At 45.7% G+C, this 21646-nt stretch carries 33 protein-coding genes; 5 read left to right on the top strand and 28 right to left on the bottom strand.

Annotation, left to right across the window (positions count from 1 at the left end; translation table 11 throughout):
• The 14 genes from KVT34_RS28420 to KVT34_RS28355 all read right to left on the bottom strand — a co-directional run bounded on the left by KVT34_RS28420 (position 1) and on the right by KVT34_RS28355 (position 9947).
• Entirely contained in the window at positions 1-1317 is a 1317-nt protein-coding gene (locus KVT34_RS28420; protein ID WP_217563068.1) for a phage tail sheath family protein, read from the bottom strand.
• The gene (locus tag KVT34_RS28415; protein ID WP_217563067.1) at positions 1314-1499 is read right to left on the bottom strand and encodes a hypothetical protein; all 186 of its coding nucleotides are present in this window, start codon (positions 1497-1499) and stop codon (positions 1314-1316) included. Before KVT34_RS28415 ends, KVT34_RS28420 begins: the two co-directional genes overlap by 4 nt.
• Positions 1492-1911 (bottom strand): phage tail terminator family protein, encoded by a 420-nt coding sequence (locus KVT34_RS28410; protein ID WP_217563066.1) that lies wholly within the window; start codon positions 1909-1911, stop codon positions 1492-1494. The genes KVT34_RS28415 and KVT34_RS28410 overlap by 8 nt, the downstream gene beginning before the upstream one ends.
• A complete protein-coding gene (locus KVT34_RS28405) occupies positions 1908-2345 on the bottom strand; it encodes an HK97 gp10 family phage protein (protein WP_217563065.1) in 438 nt (145 codons plus the stop codon). The genes KVT34_RS28410 and KVT34_RS28405 overlap by 4 nt, the downstream gene beginning before the upstream one ends.
• Positions 2345-2701: an ABC transporter ATP-binding protein gene (locus tag KVT34_RS28400; protein ID WP_217563064.1), complete on the bottom strand. Its 357-nt coding sequence runs from the start codon at positions 2699-2701 to the stop codon at positions 2345-2347. The genes KVT34_RS28405 and KVT34_RS28400 overlap by 1 nt, the downstream gene beginning before the upstream one ends.
• A gap of 1 nt (position 2702) precedes the next feature.
• Positions 2703-3080 carry a hypothetical protein gene (locus tag KVT34_RS28395; protein WP_217563063.1) on the bottom strand — a complete coding sequence of 126 codons (378 nt, stop codon included), beginning with the start codon at positions 3078-3080 and terminating at the stop codon, positions 2703-2705.
• On the bottom strand, positions 3081-3224 hold the full coding sequence (locus tag KVT34_RS28390; RefSeq protein WP_217563062.1) for a hypothetical protein: 144 nt from the start codon (positions 3222-3224) through the stop codon (positions 3081-3083). It abuts the gene before it with no gap.
• Positions 3225-3228: 4 nt separating this feature from the next.
• Positions 3229-4146, bottom strand: coding sequence for a hypothetical protein (locus KVT34_RS28385; RefSeq protein ID WP_217563061.1), 918 nt, complete (start codon positions 4144-4146; stop codon positions 3229-3231).
• A gap of 14 nt (positions 4147-4160) precedes the next feature.
• Positions 4161-4742, bottom strand: a complete 582-nt coding sequence (locus tag KVT34_RS28380; protein ID WP_217563060.1) for a phage scaffolding protein — start codon at positions 4740-4742, stop codon at positions 4161-4163.
• Between the two features lie 140 nt (positions 4743-4882).
• A complete protein-coding gene (locus KVT34_RS28375; protein ID WP_217563059.1) occupies positions 4883-5911 on the bottom strand; it encodes a minor capsid protein in 1029 nt (342 codons plus the stop codon).
• The gene (locus KVT34_RS28370; protein WP_217563058.1) at positions 5908-7344 is read right to left on the bottom strand and encodes a phage portal protein; all 1437 of its coding nucleotides are present in this window, start codon (positions 7342-7344) and stop codon (positions 5908-5910) included. Before KVT34_RS28370 ends, KVT34_RS28375 begins: the two co-directional genes overlap by 4 nt.
• Positions 7345-7361: 17 nt before the next feature.
• Positions 7362-8606, bottom strand: a complete 1245-nt coding sequence (locus KVT34_RS28365) for a PBSX family phage terminase large subunit (RefSeq protein WP_217563057.1) — start codon at positions 8604-8606, stop codon at positions 7362-7364.
• Positions 8599-9381, bottom strand: coding sequence for a phage terminase small subunit (gene terS, locus KVT34_RS28360; protein ID WP_217563056.1), 783 nt, complete (start codon positions 9379-9381; stop codon positions 8599-8601). The genes KVT34_RS28365 and terS overlap by 8 nt, the downstream gene beginning before the upstream one ends.
• Before the next feature lie 287 nt (positions 9382-9668).
• Positions 9669-9947: a hypothetical protein gene (locus KVT34_RS28355; protein WP_217563055.1), complete on the bottom strand. Its 279-nt coding sequence runs from the start codon at positions 9945-9947 to the stop codon at positions 9669-9671.
• Between the two features lie 462 nt (positions 9948-10409).
• Between KVT34_RS28355 and KVT34_RS32520 the strand changes: the two genes are divergently transcribed.
• The 3 genes from KVT34_RS32520 to KVT34_RS28350 all read left to right on the top strand — a co-directional run bounded on the left by KVT34_RS32520 (position 10410) and on the right by KVT34_RS28350 (position 11033).
• Positions 10410-10541, top strand: a complete 132-nt coding sequence (locus KVT34_RS32520; RefSeq protein ID WP_302695636.1) for a hypothetical protein — start codon at positions 10410-10412, stop codon at positions 10539-10541.
• A 106-nt stretch (positions 10542-10647) separates the two neighbouring features.
• Positions 10648-10776: a hypothetical protein gene (locus KVT34_RS32515; RefSeq protein ID WP_302695634.1), complete on the top strand. Its 129-nt coding sequence runs from the start codon at positions 10648-10650 to the stop codon at positions 10774-10776.
• 5 nt (positions 10777-10781) lie between these two features.
• Positions 10782-11033 carry a DNA-binding protein gene (locus tag KVT34_RS28350; RefSeq protein ID WP_217563054.1) on the top strand — a complete coding sequence of 84 codons (252 nt, stop codon included), beginning with the start codon at positions 10782-10784 and terminating at the stop codon, positions 11031-11033.
• Between the two features lie 58 nt (positions 11034-11091).
• Here KVT34_RS28350 and KVT34_RS28345 read toward each other — a convergent pair whose 3' ends face one another.
• The 14 genes from KVT34_RS28345 to KVT34_RS28275 form a co-directional block, all read right to left on the bottom strand.
• Complete coding sequence (locus KVT34_RS28345) at positions 11092-11328, bottom strand: hypothetical protein (protein ID WP_217563053.1); 237 nt, start codon at positions 11326-11328, stop codon at positions 11092-11094.
• A 94-nt stretch (positions 11329-11422) separates the two neighbouring features.
• A complete protein-coding gene (locus KVT34_RS28340) occupies positions 11423-11812 on the bottom strand; it encodes a hypothetical protein (protein WP_217563052.1) in 390 nt (129 codons plus the stop codon).
• 924 nt (positions 11813-12736) lie between these two features.
• Entirely contained in the window at positions 12737-13198 is a 462-nt protein-coding gene (locus tag KVT34_RS28335; protein WP_217563051.1) for an ArpU family phage packaging/lysis transcriptional regulator, read from the bottom strand.
• Positions 13199-13231: 33 nt separating this feature from the next.
• Complete coding sequence (locus KVT34_RS28330; RefSeq protein ID WP_217563050.1) at positions 13232-13639, bottom strand: hypothetical protein; 408 nt, start codon at positions 13637-13639, stop codon at positions 13232-13234.
• Positions 13617-14012: a hypothetical protein gene (locus tag KVT34_RS28325; RefSeq protein WP_217563049.1), complete on the bottom strand. Its 396-nt coding sequence runs from the start codon at positions 14010-14012 to the stop codon at positions 13617-13619. The genes KVT34_RS28330 and KVT34_RS28325 overlap by 23 nt, the downstream gene beginning before the upstream one ends.
• Before the next feature lie 28 nt (positions 14013-14040).
• Positions 14041-14217 (bottom strand): hypothetical protein, encoded by a 177-nt coding sequence (locus tag KVT34_RS28320; RefSeq protein WP_217563048.1) that lies wholly within the window; start codon positions 14215-14217, stop codon positions 14041-14043.
• A 26-nt stretch (positions 14218-14243) separates the two neighbouring features.
• On the bottom strand, positions 14244-14462 hold the full coding sequence (locus tag KVT34_RS28315; RefSeq protein WP_217563047.1) for a hypothetical protein: 219 nt from the start codon (positions 14460-14462) through the stop codon (positions 14244-14246).
• Positions 14463-14509: 47 nt separating this feature from the next.
• Entirely contained in the window at positions 14510-15829 is a 1320-nt protein-coding gene (gene dnaB, locus KVT34_RS28310; RefSeq protein ID WP_217563046.1) for a replicative DNA helicase, read from the bottom strand.
• A 227-nt stretch (positions 15830-16056) separates the two neighbouring features.
• On the bottom strand, positions 16057-17166 hold the full coding sequence (locus KVT34_RS28300) for a replication protein (RefSeq protein WP_217563044.1): 1110 nt from the start codon (positions 17164-17166) through the stop codon (positions 16057-16059).
• A complete protein-coding gene (locus KVT34_RS28295) occupies positions 17167-17493 on the bottom strand; it encodes a hypothetical protein (protein WP_217563043.1) in 327 nt (108 codons plus the stop codon).
• A 135-nt stretch (positions 17494-17628) separates the two neighbouring features.
• Entirely contained in the window at positions 17629-17853 is a 225-nt protein-coding gene (locus tag KVT34_RS28290; RefSeq protein ID WP_217563042.1) for a hypothetical protein, read from the bottom strand.
• A 43-nt stretch (positions 17854-17896) separates the two neighbouring features.
• Positions 17897-18688, bottom strand: coding sequence for a hypothetical protein (locus KVT34_RS28285; protein WP_217563041.1), 792 nt, complete (start codon positions 18686-18688; stop codon positions 17897-17899).
• A 174-nt stretch (positions 18689-18862) separates the two neighbouring features.
• Positions 18863-19021 carry a hypothetical protein gene (locus KVT34_RS28280; RefSeq protein ID WP_217563040.1) on the bottom strand — a complete coding sequence of 53 codons (159 nt, stop codon included), beginning with the start codon at positions 19019-19021 and terminating at the stop codon, positions 18863-18865.
• A gap of 46 nt (positions 19022-19067) precedes the next feature.
• The gene (locus tag KVT34_RS28275) at positions 19068-19313 is read right to left on the bottom strand and encodes a helix-turn-helix transcriptional regulator (RefSeq protein ID WP_217563039.1); all 246 of its coding nucleotides are present in this window, start codon (positions 19311-19313) and stop codon (positions 19068-19070) included.
• A gap of 184 nt (positions 19314-19497) precedes the next feature.
• Here KVT34_RS28275 and KVT34_RS32660 point away from each other — a divergent pair, with 184 nt between their 5' ends.
• Entirely contained in the window at positions 19498-20157 is a 660-nt protein-coding gene (locus tag KVT34_RS32660) for a helix-turn-helix domain-containing protein (protein WP_309244142.1), read from the top strand.
• A gap of 11 nt (positions 20158-20168) precedes the next feature.
• On the top strand, positions 20169-21629 hold the full coding sequence (locus KVT34_RS28265; protein ID WP_217563038.1) for a recombinase family protein: 1461 nt from the start codon (positions 20169-20171) through the stop codon (positions 21627-21629).
• Positions 21630-21646 lie beyond the last annotated feature (17 nt).

The following is a 21646-nucleotide window of genomic DNA, read 5'->3' as shown; positions in this document are numbered from 1 at the left end:
TTATCTCACCTGCACTTTCATATAAACTTTTTCTACCGCATCGACTGGCTGTACATTACTTGTAATTATGATGCTGTCTGTATCGGCTCCCTCTGTTACCTGAACATCCTTTTGCGCATCAAAATTCTTGATAGCATTAATGTCTTGAAGGCTTCCCATATACTTCACGACCTCTTTGAGGATCAGATTTCGACCGTCGCTGTTGTTGTCAACCTTGCCAATGTAATATTGGTCGAAAATACTCTTTAGGTCGTTAGCGATTGCGTCCAAAACACGGAGCACCCGATTTTTCGAAAAGTGTTTCCGTTTGGTTGGCGTATACGATCTGAATGTGTTAATGTCCACTTCCACGATGGCCCGGCCGCCGCTTGGTGTGAACAAGAATTCCCCATTTTTAATAGCCGCCTCAATTTGTGAATTGGTATACCGGATATCTACGTCCACCGCATCATCGTAAGCTTGATGTGTGAGCGATTCATTAACCCCAGCGGACGCGGTAGCTGCCGCCACCCAGACAACGGCTTGAGGAGCTGGGATGATCGTTCCATCTGACAGCTTGACACCGTTTTTAACGCCAATGACACCCTCATTATCTGCAAGAGAGTAGTTCGGGAGAACGAGCTGGATCTTGCGGCCCTCCATGTCTCTCAAGCGCTTAACGAAAGATACATAGATGCCTTTCAGCGTTGCATCCGAATACGGAAGGGCAATCACGTTAAAATCAAGCACCTCGGCCGCATCCAAGTAGTCGGTATGATCCAGATTGGTTGCAGTACCGTCGTCGCCTCCCGTAAGCGGCAACCCGGCTGTAACCTCAGGCGCGCCGGATCCGGAAAAAACGATCCACTTGTTCGGTTTAAGCTGCTCAATCGTCTCGACCGTTTGGGTGTCTTCGACAGATCCAAGCAATAACGTTTTGACATCGTATTTTTTGTTGTCGTCGATGTTATTTTGGATAACCAGCGTCAAATCATTACCGCGTTTGCCTCCATACAATGCGCTGGCCGTCATTCCACCTTTCGTCACGGCTGCTTTAACCCCCGCATTGAGCCTATAAAGCAAAATGGTACGTGCGCGCTTAAAAGCTTCCCGGACTAAGAGCATTTCCAGGTCCGTGATTCCGTAACCAAGCTTGTCCTTAATATCCTCGCCTGCTTGCAGCTCGATCACCTGCTTGGCCGGTCCCCAGCTAAGAGTGAGTGGGAATGTTACCGTCCCTCGATCTCCCATAGTACCTAGGGTCTGAGGATCGCTTAAAACATTGATATACGTACCCGGGCGCACTTTATTTTGTGTTGTCCAATTTCCTCCGGTCATGCCTGCACCTCCCTATTTAAAAAATCTTGTAGCTGCCGATCGACGTCACTTAAGCTATAAAGCTTGCCGTCTTCCAGAAGTCCGGAAAGAACATCCTTTTGCAGCGCCGTGTACCGGCTGGAGTCAAGAAATTGCTCCTTCATAAATTGAGCCTCAACCGGCTCGATTTTATCCTTAGCCATTTTTGATATGTCCCTCCTGTCTCATGCTGCGCATCTTTGGCAATGGTGCCTTTTTCCGCAGCAGATGAAAATCGTAATCCACAAAAAAATGCAGCACGTCATCAATGACTTCGTGCCGCATCTTTGTGCCTCGCAACAGATTGCCCGCTGCGGTGATATATTCCAGTGCTTCGTACAGGGCCTCAGCGACCTCTTGACGCTCTTCGTTGGATCTGCCGAAATATCGGACGTCGAAGGACAAAGAACGGTTGTAACGCGGTCCTAGGAGCTTCGAGTGCTGGCCGGTAATGTCATGGACAAAAAAGCTGCCAGGCTGCAGGCCCTGCTTGATCTGCTCCCCGTACACTTTGCTGTTCGGGTAGGCCAGCTTAAGAGACCGCACAATAGCATCGCGCACGTCATTGTTGTTCATAGCGGCCCCCTTCCCGGTCGTTGGCCGTTCATTATCTGCTCCAGGAGAGCGGCCTGCCGCCTGGCCAGATACACCGGTAGCTCCTGCTCGATCTCCTTCATGGATATCATGGCCATAAATCGGCCCTCGACCCACCCAGTAAGGTCTTTCCCTGTGCGGTGGCCATGCTCGACAAAAGCGGCATACTCCGTGTTGTTATTGATTTCGACCACATAGGCGTTCCCTTGTCTTTCTACCCTTCCCACTGTCCAGTTCCGCCTCAGCTCCCCGGAATCAACCGGTGTTCGCATCTTGATTTTCCGTTCAGCTCGGTATGCCATTTCAAGGAGGAAATCACGAAAAAATCCGTCAATTATCCTTTGGTCCACTGCTTGTTTAAGGTTGTCGGCAAGCCGTTCAAACTCCGAAAAATCAAAGTTGCCCCACTTGGCCATTACGCCAACCCCTTTCGCTGCAGGATCACTTCTTGGTGGGTGGGGTACAGATACGGCTCACCAGCTACAAAGGACAGCTCCCGTCCTACATGCTTAACGGTAACTTCATACCCCTGCAGGATGGTCAGCTCAGGAGCGATAAAGAGTTTGGTCAAATAGGTGATGTTGTTCTGGGCCTCTGTCTGATCGTTTACCGCCAGGACTTTTTGAGAGAGTCGGCAAGGCTGGTCCGAATAGACAGGGTCAAACTTCTGAACCGTCTCGCCGGATGGCTTTTCCACCTCAATCACACGGATAATCGTCGCCGTATCGGCATACGAGGATTCAAGGACCTTACGGTATCGTTGAATGTTCACTTTACCACCTAAGCTTTCTATAGCGGTTTAAATCGTTTGCGTACGCCATTACGGCCGCCGCTGAACCACCCTTAGCCGCTTCCTTGATTGCTGTATCCCCGATTTTTAGGTCGATATCTTGGCTGAACAACTCGTCCAATTCAGGAAGATGAGACTGTTCGGCCTTGAAAACAGACATTGCCAAATTCGCCCATACAAATTGTAGGGCGTTAGGTATGTCTTCTATTGAGTCAATGCCAAGATAATTGACGATATGAATCCCCGTTTCCAGGATGTAGGATTGAATGAGCGAATCAAGAGTGTCGGGCAGCTTAAACCGCTGTTTGATAATGGTCGCAACTTGGTCTTTTAGAAACATTGTTGCACCCAAAAAGAGCAACTACTCGCCGCCCTTTCCCTTTCCTTTATCCTCTTTGCCTTCCTTCGCCACCTCTACACGCTCGAAACCTTTGGACTCCAAGAAGGCCGCTTTTTCTTCGCTATCGACAATCTTAACAACATTGAGATGTTTCAGCTCAATCATGGCATTACGCTCCCTTCGTTACAAAAATGGTCGGAACCTTATTCGTCGGAACAAAAGCGTCATGATACTTGCGGTAATCAATCTTCCAAGCATCCGCGTCCTGGTTTTCATCAGGCGTGAAAATACGTACTTTATCTGTCTTGGAAATCGCGATACATGCTGTACGGTTAAGCACCATCCAGTGGATGTTTTTAGCACCGGCTGCCGGTTCAAAACCGCCTCCAGCTTGTCCGGCCGTCGTTCCATCTTTAAACACATACGACGTTTTCAAGCGGTTAGAAGATACCGGGATAAGAGGGATTCCATCCAACGTCTTAATGGACAGGTTAATGCCGCCTTGTTGGAAGTTCCCGGAATCAATTCTCTTTTGAATGGACTTGTTGTCCGTCAAAACTCCGTAGGCTGTGAAGGAGATTGGAATCACGAGCTGAGACATGTCCACGCCAAGATCGGAAAGAGCATAAATCTGTCCGTACAGTTCTTTAAGAATCGAATCCTCGGACAACGTATATTCTTTGCTGTTTCCTTTGGTTTCCGCAATTGCAGCCAACCGGCTATAACGATAGGCGTCAATTTCCGGAATGACGTGCAACCGCTGGAATTCGGCAAGTACAGAAGCCGCATTCGCTCCGAAGTTCGTTTCGTTTACATCCATAGAGTCCAGGCTGAACGTACGGCCACGGTCCTGCGTAAGCGTGTAAGTGGAGTACTTAAACGATACACTTCCCTTTACAAAACCGTTGTCGCGGTCATAATCGGCCAAACCTTGCATGTTAAGATCCGGAATTTTGATCTCATTACCGCCGTTGTAAATCACTTGACCGGCGTTTGCTTCCATCCAACCCGACGTCGCCTGTTGCACCACTTGTTTATCAAGCTCGGTTTGGTAAAGCTTTGCGTATTCTAATGAGTTAAAAGCCATTTAAAGTCATCTCCTTATCGTTGGGAAAAAATATTCGCAATTTCTGTGTTTACTGTCTCAGCATTAGGCGTTCTACTGCCCTCCGCCGGTCGCGCCCCTTTGATAGCGGGGCCTTTGTCAGCCTGTTTTTCGGCAAACAAAAAGCCCTTGCTTTCCCGCAGGGCCTTCACCTGGTCGTCTAGGCCACCTTTGATTCCTCCGGCCTCGTCCAGTTCAATTTTGCTTTTGTCCAGAAGGCCAGCGACAATATCAATGTCATGAGCTTGTCCAGACAAGGCCAGCTTAAGAGCTGAGTTTAATTGCAGCTCCTTCAAATCAGCATTGTACTGTTCGGTCGCCGCTTTGTTTTCGTCCTGGAGCTTTTGAATCTGCCCCTGCAGCTCGGCGTTATCCTTGGTGGATTTCTTCAACTCTTCGAGCTGCTTGTCACGCTCTTTCAACGTATCCTCGGCCTGTTTCTTTGCTGTATTCGCTTCGTTGAACTTTTCTTTTGGAATCCAGTTCCCGTCGGATACGATCGCCAGTTTATGCTTATCACCAGCTTTTTCCATAACATTGTTGTACAGTTCCTCGCCCAGTAATTCCTTCAAATCCATTTCGACACGCTCCCACTTGGTTTTTATGGCGCAACCCCGCCTTGGGCGGCCGTGATGCTCCGGCCAACGAGCAAAATTTAAGGCCCCAGCAGTCTCAGCTAGGGCCCAAGATACATATTTACAAGCGCTTAGGATTTTGCCTAAGGGTCTACGTACTTGGATTTCCATTCCGCATATGTGGTATCGCCAGGCACGTAATAGGTCTCGCGTTCATCGTCGCGGGCAATGCGTTCCCCTGGGGTTATCTCGTCATCAAAGTAAGCAACCGTAGTGGTCCGGCAGCGAACGTGAAACGGTGGATAGTTGACGCCGACTTCCATCTCAGAAAGTGGAAACACCTTTCGGTCCATCCCCCTGCAGACGTCACTCGTCCGCTTATCCAGCGTGGCAAGCACTTCGTATCGCTGCACGACGCCGCTTTCCTTGTAACCCTTCATGGTGGCCTGACCAACAAAAAAAGCGCTCTCCGTCTGGACAAGGCGCTCTGCATTTGATCGGGACACATTAAGCCGTTCCGTAACATCTCTGACGGTTCGGTCAATGCTGTCGCCCCGAATAAAGGATTGGGAAATCTTCGTCTGCAGCTCCTGCCGCAATTTTGTCCGGTCACCCCAGATACGCTGCGACCAGTTTCGGCCGTCCAACTTGGCACCGAGGATTGTTTTCAAGCCCTCATCGTCAATTTTTGCAAATGAAACACCGACACCAGTCCCTGCCTGCAACTCGTACAGGGTTCGATGGTAGGTATCCTTGTAGATGCCACCCAGCAACGCCTCTGTTCCCGCCTGGCGGCCCCCGGCCAGCATTTCGACTTCCTGGTTGATCTGCGCCAGCAACGCCTCAAAACGGGTTACGCGAGTCCGATAGTAGACACTATTAAGCTCCTGTGTCCACCGGCCATCTGCGTTGTCCTTTGCTTTGGCGGTAAATTCCTCCAGGGACATCCTAAACTCTTTCAGTTCACCCCGAGTTAGCTGCTTGCGGGCTTCGGACATGGAAACCTCATTATTGATTGCATAACGTTGATAAAAGGTTTCGATATCCCGAATAATGGCTGCAATCGCTCGATCGTATTCCCTGCGTTGTAGACGTTCATACTCATCGGCCTTATCGAACTGCCTATTTGCTACCTGTTCGCTACGCTTTTTCCAATAAAGAGAAGATTTCATGATGCAGCGTCCGCTTTCTCTGCGCCGGTAGAAAGATCATCGTATTCATCTGGCGCATTCTCGCTTTTGATGCGTTCCAATTCGGCGTTCGTATCGGTCACCCATGGATGGTTAGCCACAATTGTCTCGTTTGAAATTACGCCGACACTGTTCTTCGCATTCGTAACGGCTTCTGTTTCGTTGATAGTAATATCACGGTTGAAGATGAATTCGACTTCTTCGTCACTATAATCGGTGCCGTGCTTGGTGCTGATATCCTGGTCAATGAACCATAGAAGCTGTTCCAAACTCGCTTGAAACTCGGTTTCCAGATCGTTTGCGTCCAGGTCCAAATCAGCATAAAGATGCTTAAGCGCAATACCGGAGGGGCTATTACCAAACCGCTCTGACTGGGTATCCACGCCGCGACCGAACTCGTATATGTTTCTTCGGGACTGTTCGATGTGCGTTTTATGGGCTTCTGTATCAATTTCAAGGCTAATCGTGTTAATTCCACCGTCACCTCGAACGAAAGCAACGCGGTATTGCGATATGTTCTTGCGAAACTCGGCCGCACTAGTTCCATCGAAGTCCTTGACCACATAGATGCTATTCGGCAGATCTTCAAGGTTGTTGGAATTGTCCGAAAACTTCTTGTCATAATCGTCAATTTGTTTCTTAATCAAGTCGATTAGCGGCTGCTCTTCATCGTTATACTTGAAACAGACGAAGGGGAGCCGGTCCCAGTTCATGGATGTTTCAATCATTTCGCCGTCATCCTGCTCGAAAACTGAAAAGTGTCCCGTCATGCCTTTAAAGACAAATTGGCCCCCGTCAGCTTCGTAAAACCTTACCCCTTCGGAATTCCAAAATTGAGCTTTCTTGATGACCTTTTTCAGTTTGGATTCATACACGGTGCATTCATATACCCGAATTAAGGCGTCCAGCTCAGTGTGAGCCGAGTCTTTCCAAAAGGGTATGATCTCATGGGACGGTAGCCGCATAAAAGACAATTCGGCTGCTTCGTTATGATACACCTGCAGCCATGCCTTTCCGCAGTTAATGGCATCTTTGCCGACGTTTTTGAACATCCGTTTAAATGTCTTGCCGAAGTAATTATTAAGCTGCTCTTGATAGTCTTTATTCTCGGTTTTCGGCAAGAATGGCTTAGACAGAAGATAGCCGGTCTTTTGATCGACCAATTTCCGAACGAATCCATGCGGTATGCGATTGTCAGCTAGGTTTTTTACTTCGGTCAACTGCCCATTGCTGTCAATCACGGTACGTTTGCGGCTCAGAATATCGTTTTTGACCTTATAGTACTGCTGGCCGGTTAGCATGAGCTTCCTGGCTTCGGATTGCTCCCATTCCGTTATTTCTTCCCGAACTATCTCGTCAATGGTCATTGGGGCGTTTTTGCTAAGGTTCTGCATGATTTCATGTTGCGTGTACATTAGGTCCCTCCTTTCCTTTAATTGAACGTAACGCCGCTTGGCTTCCTGATTTGCTCCATCGCATAACGAAGCGCGTCCAATGTATGGTTGAATTCATCAATCGGCCGGTTAAGGAATTTCCCTGCCTTGTTCTGTTCCCATACGTAGCTCGAAAGCTCGATGCTGACGTTAGGGCACCGGTGTTTATGGACGATGATCTCATACTGCTGCAGGTATTGGATTCCGACCTTAACACTGTCTCCGCCTTTTTCTGCCGCCCGGATCCGCCCGATCCCATACCCCCGAATTTCGTCGATCGACTTCGGTTCCGATGAGTCCGCAATTATGCGTTCCTTGGAGTGCCCTTTCCTTTTCAGCATGTCAGCAATGTCGTTGTTCATCATGCCGTGTTCATAGTGTTCATCGAAGATGTAAAGCTTCTTCTCATCCTTGTTGACGAGCGCGGCCACCATAGCAGTCGGGTCATTGGTGTATCCAAAGTCCAGACCGAACACGGCTTTATAGCCCGGCATCTTCGCAATAACGCTAGGGTTGAAGTCTTCTTCTCGCCAATCCTCGAAAATGGCCCCTTCGGCAATACCCCAATCTCCATCACCTTCAACCCTATAGCGCTTCGGCTTGTTCTTCTTCATCCAATCAAAGCGGACCCGGTCATCGTCTCCCAAGAACTCATTGCACTGGTAGGTGGTGGTCATGGCAAGCGTGTCCGGATCCGGCACATCGAAGAATCGACGTTTTAACCAATGCTTTTCATTCCATGGGTTGAAAGTAATCGTGAGCTGCTTGAAGTATCCTGGTGGGACTTCACCACGAATCGACATGTCCACTTTGTCGAAGTCATCTTCGTTCGTGATTTGATAGGCTTCTTCGAACCAGGCCCAGCACAAATAACCGGTGTCCACCGTAATAGAGGTAATGGACATCGGATCATCAAGGCCGCGAAATAAGATTTTCTGTCCCGTCGGCACGTATATAGCTTCAAGCGGGCTTTTCTTAAAATTCCACAAGTGCGACACGCCCAGCCGGTTGACGGCCCATTTAAGCTGTGCCCAGGTCGAGTCCTTGTGGGTGTTAAACGTCTTCCGAAGGACAAGCGTATTTGCCAATGGGTACCGCATCATGTTGTATGGTATCCACAGGGCGTTTGTAACGCTCTTTTTAGACCCCCGGCCACCCTTTACCACTCTATACCGCCCTTTATAATGCCAGAACTTAGCATAGCCCTTTCCGACCGTCTGCTGCAGGCTGATTTCTTTACTCATGAAGATCATCCTTAAATACGACAACCTCCGGATTCGTATCTTTGTTCATCTTATCGACTTCGCCTTTCAGCTTGTCAATTCTTAAGCGCTGTTCTTCATCTGCGTTCTCCTGTCGGCTCATTTCCTCGGCCTGCCTTATTAAGCCTTGCAGCGTTGTCATAGCGCGGCTTTGAGCTGTCAGAAATGTAGCTTGCCGGTCCCAAGCAAATTGAAATTCGAATTCTTCCTCAGTAGCGATTTGGTGAAGCTCTGTATTCTTGCCTTCACCGGTACTATGGACTTCGAATTTCTGCTTTTTCAGCTCCTTAATCATTTCGTCCTTGCCTTCAACGTACATGATACGCTGGGCACGGATAATCGCGGCATACTGAATCATGATGTTATCCAACAGCATATCCAGCGGGGAGCGGGTTTCGATCGCTTCCATGATCTCTAAGGCGTCATCCGGCAGGTATTTACGGAAAAAGCCATGCGTCACTGCTTTATCGTTTCGCTCTGGTCCGCCTGGACCGCCTGAATTGCCTATGGCGTTCTTATTTCCCTTCGGCGCACCATGACCGGCTGCGTTACGGTTCCCCTTCGGGGGGCCGCGTCTCCCCTTGGATGCGTCTTTCTCGTGGGATGCATCTTTTTTGCCATTGGACGCATCCTTTACCCAGCCTTGCCGCTGCTTCCTACTCTTGATCGTCGGATATTTGATGCCATGCTTTTCCGCAAGATCAAGAAGCGATATATCCGTCTGCTCATACTCGGTTCGTATCTCCTGCCAGTCCATTTCTACACAATCACCACCACCGATAGTTGTTTATGTTGGTTTTGTTCTATACGCGTCACCAGACGAACAGAAAGGGCCTTTCCTGGCCTTCTCGTAATCTATCCGATAAGTTATAACTTTTGAGCAATAGAGAGCTTAAACGTTATTCTGATGCCCCATTATTCCATTGCGAACAAGCCACTTCCCGCATTTACACTTTAGAGAGAAAGTGTCTATTTTCTTGGCGACCGCATTCATCGAAATTTTGACATCTTCGTTACCGCAATAGGCGCATTGTAGCGTGACTTTCATTTCTTTGCTTCGCCTTCTTGTGGCTGATTCATGAGTACTAACAATCTCTCGAATTCTTCGTAACTCATATTAGTGGGTGCAAATCTTATGATTACCTCAGAAAAAGGTAAGACGTGATAATTGAGGATTTCTTCGCCCATTTCCCTCGTATGAACTGTTCCAGTGACATTGTTTAAATAGTCATCTCTGGTCATGTTCCAATGCGTTGGACAATCGACTGTTTTCGAGAACCTGCAATACAGTCCGTTAGGTTGTTGTGCAATAAAACCAGTCATACTCTCATTCCTCCTATCTTCGATTTCGCAAATAAAAAAAGCCACTCGGCTAGAGTGACTTATAAATTCCCGGCCTGTAAATGTCGCGACGTCGTGACATTTGAGAATTGTTCATAAGCAGATACAAACCGTTGCTATGTAAAGGGGTCTGCTCAAAGTTGAGCACCCCCATTCGTTGTATTTATAAGCGGGTAGGGATTTGCACCCTACATGATGTGCCAGGAATCGAACCCGGTACCGCGTCCGGCTGTAACAAACCTTCGTCACATCGGCGTCCAATGGTATTTCTGGAATCGAACCAGATGCCGCAGCCGGATGCATAGCACCAACTAAATACCATTCACCTGCGTCTACCTATTCCGCCACCGCATTTTATAAAATTTGTTCCACATTGCACCAATTATTTATTTACACGTGTAAATATATATGCTATAATAAGAGTATAGAAAGGAGGTGAACGAAGTGGATGTGGGAAAGTGGAAAAACATTGCGGCAATCATCTTTTACTCACTAGCGGCCCTTAAGACAGCAATCGAAGTAAAGAAGTTGCTTAAGAAAAAGAAAAAGCGCCCCCAGAAAAAACGGAGACGCTAAGCACAAGTAAACATTTAAGAAGCGGGAGGTTCGCACCCTCCCTCTTCAAAAACAATTATACCACATCCACATAATCATGAAAAAGAATGCTACGGATTCATTATTCTTGATTCTCGGCATCGTGTTTCTGCTTGAAATGGATTATTCCAACATGAACGCTCTTAGCTGGGTTGCGATTGCCGTTATTGCCCTCTGGTTTGTACTACTGCTCATTAAATGGTTTGTTCGGGAGTGAAGCACATGAATATCAACATCACATCACGGGAAGAACTCATTTCCTTCATCGCCTCCGAAGTGGTTAATTCTACGGAGGCGGTGGAAATACTGGGAAGCACCCGCCAGAATTTAAAATCATTCGTTGATCGCGGCAAGTTAGTTCCGATTAAAGAGTATCCGAAGGACCGGTGGTTTTTGCGTTCCGACGTACTGGAATGTAAAAAGAACGCCAGCCGGTACAACCGCAAAGCCGCGAACACAGAAACGGATGATTGAATATGTCTACTTGTTAACGCCCCGCGCCGATCCTTGGCACGAGGGCGTTTTGTTATTGCTATTTTGTCGTGTTTGGTTCAATGATTTGGTCTTCAAGATAATAATAATATTTACCATCTTTATTTTCGAAGTAATAATAAAATGGCGCGTCAGACGGTCTTTTGTTCAAGTCCGCATCAGCAAGTTTTTCACCTTCCGCTTTAGAAAGCGCCTCACAAACTGGTGCCACAAAACCTTTTATTCTGTATTTCGGATGCTCATCAAGATCCATAAAGACGGCTTTTCTTTTGCTCATATTCAATACCTCCATACGTGGGATGATTATTGTATAAATTACCCAAATATATAGTGGTATGTCAAACGATAACGTTAGTGGTTATACAATATCGCTATTGAAACCGTTTTTCATATGCGTTTATAAAATCGTCCCAGAATTCCTCTTCCACTTCCATCTCCGTGTCCCCGCTTCGTATAAGACGCATTTCACGATCCACGATGGTCGTATGTGTTAGGTTAACTGCTCGTTCTTCGCCGATTTGCGTAAATCCATAAAGACGGCACATATCCGCGATGTCCATAAGCTGGGTTCTTAAGAAATACATACCCGATTTCATGATAAGGACAATTTCTTTCCCATCCGGTGTACCGATTTCTTCAAGGTCTGCCGGATATAGTTCCGTAAGGTCCCCGCCTTCTATCGGCTCTCCTTCAAAACTCTCCATCGCTTCAAGCTTTTGGCGTGCCCACATCAAAACTGCTGCGATCTTTTCCTGGTCCATTTATGCCACCTCATTTTGTGTGTTGCAGATAGCATAACTGGAGCGGGGACGCTTGGCAATGCTTGTTCGAATCAGATGAACGGAAATTTCCGTTTAACAAATACTGGATATACCCTTTGAAGAAAGAGAGCGCGGAAAGCTTGGCAATGCTTGTTCAAATCCTGAGAACGGAATTTTCCGTTTTCTAATTTTGCTCGCCTCCTTTAAGAAGGAGAGTGCCGAAACGATAAGCTCCCCGCCTCAATTTGAGGCTTGAACCCTTTTTCCATTTACACCCATTTCCTTAAAGGAGATCAGTTCATTTTCATTCAGAATACCTCACTCCTCAAAATTGAGGGGTGAAGGAAATTTGATTGCTTGGACTGAGGTCCTTATAGGACCTTGGTTCACTCACCCCAAATTTGGGGCCAGTAAAAATTCCTTTGTTCTTCGCTGAGTCCAAAATTGGGCTTAGACAAGTAATTTTAACGGGCGGAAGTTTCCGCTCGTTGTTCAGTGCTTACCGGCTCAAATTTGAGCGCGTTGATACATAACAGCGCCCTATCCCCTACCCTGCCCGAACCGCTTCAATGCGAATAAAACCATGTAGTGGTAATTATCCGGCATATGTAGTGGTAAACGAACCAGGGTTTCCCGCGACCACATAGGTCATGGTTTCGGGTAATAGTGGCGCCGCTGCAGCCCTCCACGCGTAGCGCTTCATCAGGCATGAAAAAAGGCAAGCAGCTTCGGCCCGCTGGCCTTGCTCTCACCATTTCCACGTTACAAATATATCATGCCCAAAAACAAATGTGGTCGGTTTATTGTCGAACTTTTAGCGATTTATTAGCGAATCTTTGTCGGCGATTTGTCGACATTTTGTCGACATTTTGTCGACTCAAACCCGAAATAAAAAAACCGCTCGTTGTTTGAGCGGTTTAAACGTCATTTTAAGAGGTTTTCTATTTTAATTAACTCCAACGTATCAAAGCTATACGCTAACGCCTGAAACGCCTCATTACGGAGCTTAGAATAAGTGTCTCGGCTGACAGGCGGGTCCAACCTTGTATTGTACACCTCTGAATCGGTAAATTTGTCTTTCGAAAGGTATCGACACCTAATAAGTTCTTGGTGTCTGGTAGCAAGCATTCCAACTGCTGCATCAACGGCCTCACAAAAGCGTTCACGGTATTCCGGCTGAAATACATTGTAGATTGCTGTATCGGCGGTGGAATCGCTTGTGACGTTCGTCGGGCCGTGAAACCGCTCGGAATAACTTGCCGTTGTTTTAACCTCACGTCTCTGAAACGTTGTGCTTTTGAAAAGCCGGTACTGCTCGAAGACCGAATCCATGGCGACCTGGGTTTTTTTATGGTCCAATTCGGGCAAGCCGTTAAGCCCTCTCATGTTCTCCCCCCTTGTACTCCATAGCCGGCCCTTTTACCTTCGTGCCGCCACAGCCCGGTCGAAAGCTTCCTGCATGTCTGTCCTTGCCCTCGCGGTGTATTTTCTGGATGCTTGGAGCCGTTCGGCTTCCTGGATCTTTTTAATAACCTTGTCCAGTTCAGCGAACGGCCCTTTTGGATTTATCGCCAGCTCATAAAGTGGTTGAAGCTGTTCGTTTGTGTCCTTGGCCGTCCGGCGCATCCGCCGGTTGCTCTGTAATTGTTTAAGCAGCTCCGGCCCGCTTTCCTCGTCCAGCTCTATAAATTCTAAAGCGTGTGTTAGGTCCGTGTACTCATTGTTTAGGTATTTGTCATCGTTTTCGTTCTGCTCGTAGATTCCTTTGACGTCCTTAAGCAAATTTAGAATCTGGGTAGCTATTTCATGGGGCCTCATGGCTGTCACCCTCTTCTACAACCGGCTCCACAACAACTCCTACTACTTTCCCAAGGTTAACATGTTTCAAAGAGATATGACCTGGGACTTCGCTCCATGTCATCCTGGTTAGTTGTCCGTCCTCGTTTCTCTCCGTTTTAAATTTGCGACAGATAAACTCCATAGTCGAACCTGTTTCAAGGTATAAATTCACACGAAGAAGTGGTACAGATAATTCCTGTGTTTTGTCTCGCGGTTTCGTTAATGCTTGATGTCCGTAGTCAATCATTGTTTCTGCAGCGCGGTTAAAAGAGTCGAACCCCTCTTCATCTTTCATAACTTCCATGATTTCTCCCAACTTTATAGCAGAATCCTCGCTGATATCTATTGTACGCTGTTCCATGTAAAGTCCTCCTTATGATCTTCGTTATTTACTCTGGCACAATATTTTCGGCCTTGAAGGCATCGGTCACCCATTGCACTCCATAGGGGGCGGCGTAATTATGACGGACCTTTGCTCGCCCGGACTTGGTGTAAGTTACAAAACGTGCCTCGTACAATTTCCGCTTGACGTGCTTAACCGGTTGCCCCGCTTCCAATCTTTCCATCAGTTCCACCTCAACGCCCCGTTTGTTTAACTAATTTCGCCCGGTTTTTCATCTGCCTGCGAATTCTTGATGTGCTTTAAATCTCGATCATAAGCCAAACGAAATTCCACGATTCCCTCAATCAGCGTTTCCGTGTCTACGCCGGAGAACCGCTTTATAACCTGCTTATTTGACGGTACGGCTCCGGTAGTCATCCAGGATGTTTTCATCCAGCTATAAATATGCCATTGGTTTACATTTTTCACGTTTGTTCCTCCTTGTTCTGTGACTCAATATGTGTTCTGGTGGGCAATTATCCTGTATGGTGGTTCCGGTCCATATCAACGAAGCGGCTTCGATCTTTTAAGAACACCATTTCCACGACGCCCGTCCCTGTGTTCCTGCCCTTTGCCACTATGATCTCAACAATGTTCTTTTTCTCGGATTCAGCATTGTAGTAATCATCCCGGTATAAGAAGTCGACTTCATCGGCATCAAACTCAATTTGTCCCGATTCCCGTAAATCTGACAACATTGGCCGCTTATCCTGTCTTTGTTCGCAGGCGCGACTGACGGAGCTTATTGCAGCGACTGGACAATTATATTTTCGCGCCATTTGTTTTAAGGAGCGGCTTATAAAGCTTAATTCAGTCTCCCGGTTCGGAAACTTCTTCCCCGCGCTTATGAGCTGCAGGTAATCGACATAAATTATGATTCGCCCATGCCGTTCCTTGAACCGCTTCACTTTAGCGTCGATCTGCTGGATAGTCGTTCCTGGAGAATCATCTATGTAGATGCTCAAGTTTTCCAGCGCAGCCCGCCCATGACTGTAACGTTCCCAATCCGCTTCATCCAGGAAGCCGGACCTTAGTTTCCTAGAATCAAGCCCACTTATGAGGCATATCAAGCGCTCACCTAAAGTTACATCCCGCATTTCCAAACTGATTATCCCTACCGCGTCTACTGTCCCTGACTCGGCTGCCGCCTTCGCTTCGTTCAACATGTAGGCGGTTTTTCCGATGGAAGGCCGGGCGGCAATAATAATTAAATCCTGGTTTTGGCGGCCGGAAGTCAAAGCGTCCAAGTCTCGGCTTGCCGTTTTAACTCCTGTTAAGCCTCCCTGAGCTTGGCGATTATATACGGTTTCTTCATGGTCCTCTAGGATGCTTCCCATCTTCCGGAAGTCCCCGCCCTCTGCCATTTCTTCTTGAAGTTCAGACAAAGTCTCTTGGATGCCGGATATAAAAGCTGCCGCGTCTTTCTCCGCTTCTCTGACCTTCTGGTCAACATAGGTTTTGGCTTTACGGTATTGCGCCCTTTCCTTGACGATATCAATGTAATAGGCGGCGTTCGCCGTAGATGGAACGGCCCCGCTTAATTTAGCGAGATATAGCACCCCGCCCACCGCGTCCAACTCTCCGATTTGTTGCAGCCGGTCGGTAACAGTCACTGAATCTATCGGCTTGCCTTCTTCGGTCAATGCTGCCATCGCTCCGAAAACAATCTGGTTCGTGTTCAGGAAGAAACTTTCAGGTTTTAATTTTGTGGCTGCCACTGCCATTACATCGGGATCGACCAGAATGGCACCAAGCACCGCTTCTTCCGCTTGGAGGTTGTACAAAGTATCATTCATGCCATCTACCTCCTGGCGGCAGGGCTGCACGCTTCCAACGCTCCATTTCATCTAGCCTTTTATCAGTTTCGCTTTTAAGCTGCCTGTAATCGGTGTAATGTTCCGGGTCATGTTCCGGTTTTGAGATATCCGCAATCGTCGGTATGAACCGGCTTGTCCTTATGTGGTGCAACAAATTTTTATGAGCTAATTCATAAGGCACGTTTTCTAAAAACTTAAGCCATGATTCAGCTTTCACCCTGTCCGTTACGAAGTTCGGGTAAGCATGATTGATTAAAACCAAAATCCGCGCTACACTCTGCCGATCCATATTCCCCTCCTGCAAAATCAAGAATGCTTTCGTTGTTAAGATCATGTCGCGTTTTATGTTTTCCACCGTTATGAGAAACAGTTAGCTCCGTTATCTTTTCTCTCTTCAAATAATTTTGAAGAGGGTCGTTAATTGCGAGAAAGTTTTCAAGGTTCTTCGGATTCATGAAATCCTTAAGCGGCCACTTGTAGGAGAAAAAATGATCGTCGCTTTTAAGCACCTCGTGATAAAGATTGATGGCCTGAATCAGCTCGTCCAAACTGTAAACTTTTAGCCGGGCGTTGATCGTACTTTTTAGCCCTTCGGTTAGCTCTCGATGCACTTTAATTTTTTTAGAATTCCAATGTTCGAAAACAGTATATATATATGTCTTTAATATATTAATGTCTTTAATGTCTTTAGACGGCTCGGAAGCCGCGTCCTGTAAGGGCTGAGAGGACGTTTCGGTTCTTATTTCAAGAACTTTCGGTTCTCGTTTTAAGAACTCTTTTTCGTCATCAGTTCTTATTTTAAGAACTTCGCCCTTCTCCTCGGTTCTCAATTTAAGAACTTCACCCGAAACCTCCGGTTCTCGTTTTGAGAACTCTTCACCCATTTGCGAGTTCTCATTTTGAGAACTTTTGGGTGCGCGTCCCGCTTTCAGTTTTCGTTGCTTTTTCCCTTGGTCAAGATTAAGATTTAGCAACTTTTCGAAACGCGCTTTTTCCCATCCTTTCACTAAACCAACATCCCAAGTTTCATAATCTTTGTTTAAAGCGTACTCCCCGGCTTCCTTGTTGCGAGTAATAACTCTGGCCGCTTCTAAGCGCTTAAGCTCCAATGCAATGTTGCCTTTCCCGCCCAAACCAGCAAGAATAAAATCTTGCTGGAGCGGGATTTTTGCCGTTTTTTTATTGCAACCATAAGAAAGCCGTAAAATAAATAGAATTATGTCAATTTGGCGCTTAGAAAAGCTCCTGCAAATGATCTCGTCCCATATCTCATTAGCGACACGGACGAATCCGTTCTCTGGTTGCGGGTTAGCCAATCACTCCACCTTCTTATAGCCTTTTGGAGCGGGTCCGAAGGCCGCTTCTAACAATTCAGTTTCATAACCCTCTATGACAGCTAAAACGTACTGCATCATAATTCTGAGCCTCTCCTCATGCTCTATACCGGCAAGTGATTCATACATGAATTCTGGTTTTTTTATGAGTTCCTTAGTACCCACTTCCCACCACTCAAATTTTAGGTGGTGGTACTTTCCCTGAAAACTTTCAGGCGAGAGCTTAGGATTGTTCCTAAAAAACGAAAGTAAGTATTCCTCTATGTCGCGGTCGTCTTTCACTTTAGACTTTGGGACACTATTGGACATATGCGATTCTCCTTTAGAGAAGAATTTAGCTCTTGCGATTAAACGATAATGATGATAATATTTCTCGCAAGAGCAATTCCTCATATTCTTTTGAAAGTCACCTTCATCCCGGCCAAGGAATGAGAAGGTGATTTTTTATTTAACACTTGAACTTTTCTCTTTCCGGATTTCCTCGCTTATAACAGAAAGAAACCCACTCTCTAGTTCAGTGATATTTAAGACCACTTCCATCAGATCGAATGCAATATCTTTTTTGTTATAAAGAACGTCGCTGTTTGCTTGATTCGCAATACTTAGGATCTTATCTTTGATTTCGCTGTGAACTGCCAATTCAAAAACAGACTTCTCAAAATTGTTCATCGTACGTGGCTCCCCATTGATTAAATTTTAAATGCTTGTTCGCTTAATCAACAGAACCACCGTCTTCGTTTTCAGGGAAAATATGATCGCGATAATCATCATTGGCTTTCCCGAGCGATTCCTGTAACCTATCAAGTGCCTCATAGCGTTCTTTCCAGCCTGCTGCCGAAGTGAGATCTTTCTGAGCCATCTTTTCTTGCAACTTGTGGTAAACATCAGTTTTCAATTTTTCAATTCCATCGACTGCATCTAACACATCTTCAAAGCAAAGTGTTCTTAATAAAGAAATTAGGTTCCGTTCATGCTCCGTAACTTCCATTACAGATTGTGTCTGAGGCATGTCAACCTCTTCGTCCTCTTCTTCCCGTAACAAATCCATATGCCAGCACCCAGTATGATCACGAAGATCCGTTACCTTGTCGATGATATAGCCATCTTTTAAATACGCTGCCGCTTTTTCAAAAATTGTAGGGTCGTTGTCTTTAAAAGATAATTCAACAATTCCAACACCATTACGAGCAAATTCCTTTTGCTTCATAATCAAGTACGTCAAGTGAATTTTCTTCATGATATCCAGGTATAATCCCCGATCCAGTTCATGAGCATCTAACAAAATTTCATCAACCAGCGGGCAAACATAATCCGCAACATCCGCCCAAGAATGTTCATTTTCTAATGCAGCTTTCAAAATCTTCTGGCATCCTTTTTCGTTATAGATAAAACCCGATCCCCCCATATCTCCAAGGTGCTGCCGGAAAGGAACTTCTTTGCCGCCCTCTTCTTCATAGACCGTTCCGAAAAGTACTTTCATTTCAACAGGTTTTTTAATTGTCATTTTGCATTCTCCTTTAATTTGTTTTAGTTGTTCGTTGAATGTTGCGGACAATTATTGAATGCTGCAGCGGGCTTCGGATAAACCATAGCCGGGCCAGTTCCTCCAATGAAAGCTTGTCCAATTTCAAAGTGAAGACCCCTTTCGGTATTTTTAAAAAGAATGAATGCTAAGACGTCAGCGGATTAGTGAGTACTTCTCCCCGGTTTTCATAAAGGCAAACGCTTGTTTACAAATATCAGGCAAAGCCGTTGCACGAGGGTCAATTTCCACTCTTCGATCATCTTCCTTTACAAAATGGCCGACAATTTTCAGTTCCGGTCTTTCCCTTTTCATCACATCCCCCCCTTGTGTAATTTATGAAGGTACGTTTGTCCGACTTTCATAAATTACACATCTGTTCCATCCCTAATTTAAAATTAGGATTCTTCTCAAAAAAAACTATTTCACTTACCCTGCATCCCAGTACATCAGCAATACGAATCGCATCGACAATTCTAATGTCTTCTGCATGCTCTTCCCATTTAGAATACGTGGACGGGTGAATACCCAATTTTCGCGACATTTCTTGTTTTGTCAGCTTTTGCTTTGCCCTCCATTCCCTTAATGTACGTCCGCTGTTGATCATCTGTTTTCGCCTCCTTTCGACAAATTTATACTAACCTAATTTAAACTTAGGAGTCAACACATTTCGGCTAAAATTGCTTACTTTTTTTCGGCTTCATTAATGCAATCTAAGTTTAATTTAGAATTAATGTGATAAAATTAGATTTCTGTGATATGATAAAACAAAAAAGCAAGGAGTAACTTAGGTGAACGCAATTAACTTTTCAATTAACTTAAGAAAACTTAGAGAAGATAAGGGAATTTCCAAAGCTGAACTAGCTCGCCGTGTTGGCGTTTCCGATGTGACCGTGGGATATTGGGAAACAGGCAAAACCGAGCCTAGAATGGGGAAGGTTGAAATGGTGGCCGATGTTCTAGGGGTCACCGTCGACGAACTTTTATTTGACGTTAAACCCGTTTCGAATAACAAAGAAGATACTTCTCCAATCAAAAATGAAAAGTATCAAGTGCCCCTGTACGGTGCAATCGCGGCGGGTCTCCCTCTTGAAATGATCAAAGTTGAGGAACTCATAGATATTCCTGAATATATACTGGCTCAACATCCAGACTCATTTTTATTGCGCGTTAACGGAGATAGCATGAACAGAATCATACCCAATGGAGCATATGCTTTAATTGATCCAGCCGCCGAGGTACTAAACGGAGATGTAGCCGCGGTAGCGGTAAATGGTTACGATGCTACTCTGAAGAGATTCTATAAACTGCAGAACACTCTCGTTTTGGAGCCTGACAGTTTTAATTCCGAACACTCTCCCCAGACTTTTGTCAGCAGCAATGAAGATTGTACCGTTAAAGTAATTGGAAAAATGGTTTGGTATATGTCACCTTACAATATTAAATTCTAAAGGAGATTCAGATGAGAGTTGCTGGATACATTAGGGTAAGCACAGAGGAACAAGCGGAGAAAGGGAATTCTATTCAGGAGCAAATTGAAAGGCAAGAAGGATACTGTATCGCCAGGGGCTGGAACAAACCAATATTTTTTATTGATGATGGGTATAGCGCTAAAGATACAAACCGCCCCAAATTAAAGAGCATTTTGAACTCTGTAGAACAGCGGCAATTCGACATTATCCTTACAACGAAACTCGATAGACTATCTCGAAATCTCTTAGACCTATTGCAATTAGTCAAAATTTTTGATAACTACGAATGCAGTTTTGTTTCCGCTTCCGAATCCTTTGACACCTCTACGGCAGCCGGCAGAATGGTCCTCCAGCTACTAGGTGTCTTCGCGGAATTTGAGCGCGAACGTAACAGCGAACGTGTTAAAGATAACATGGATTCTATAGCAAAAAATACAGATCGCGCCTTAACAAGGCCGTGTTTTGGATATGACATTATAGACGGTAAGTATATCCCCAACGAAAAAGAAGCAGATATACTTGATTTCATGTTTGAACTAGGTGAATTGGGCCATGGGCATCGCATGATAGCCAAGTTATCCAATGATAGAGGTTACACGACCAAATCTGGTCACCCCTGGGATCAAACTAACGTAAAACGAGCGATGCGAAATCCAACAATAAGTGGAACCCGAATATATAACATGAGAAAATCAAAAGATGGGAAAACTGTCATACGACCAAAGGAAGAATGGGATGTCAAGGAAAATAACCACCCTGCAGTTATTTCTCCTGAGAGACAAATGCGTGTCCTGGATCTAATGGCTACACGTTCGCGAGCTAAAAAACACGCAGACAGTGAGACTTATTTATTGACTGGAATTGTAAAGTGCGGACATTGCGGTCGAAATATGAAGGGACAGACAAGTCGAGTTAAAAGAAAAAACAAAGACTACACCTATTATCGCTATATCTGCGCTTCCTACGTTGCGGGTTATGGATGCAAATATCATGCAGTACATCGGGAAGATTTGGAGAACCTCATTTTAGATGAGATAAAGAACATCGCCCTTTCATCGAACAAGAAGCTTAATCTGAATATTTCAAAATCGACAAACATAAATGACGAATTAAAGGAATTAAAGAACCAGTTATCACGTATTGACGGTCGTATGCAAAAACAAATCGAAGCATATGAAAAAGACTTGATTTCCGATTACGATTTAAAACAGGCACGAGAAAGAATTCAGGCAGACCGGATGCGTATAGAGGGACAAATTCTTGATTTGCAAAATAAGACTACAGGCGATCCCGCGATTGTAAAATCAAATATCGAACAGGTTTTTGACAACATCACAGGAATTGATAGACTTGCCGCGAAAAATTCTTTCCGTCAAATCATAGATGAAGTAACCGTGACTGAAGGTGAATTGGTGAGTATTGTGTGGAAGCCATTTGTTTTGCCTCAATAAATAATAGGATCGCCTTT

This window comes from Paenibacillus sp. GbtcB18 (assembly GCF_019091125.1).
GTDB classification, from domain to species: domain Bacteria; phylum Bacillota; class Bacilli; order Paenibacillales; family NBRC-103111; genus Paenibacillus_F; species Paenibacillus_F chitinolyticus.
The sequence above is the reverse complement of the archived record's forward strand: the minus strand, read 5'-3'. Positions and strand labels throughout refer to the sequence as shown.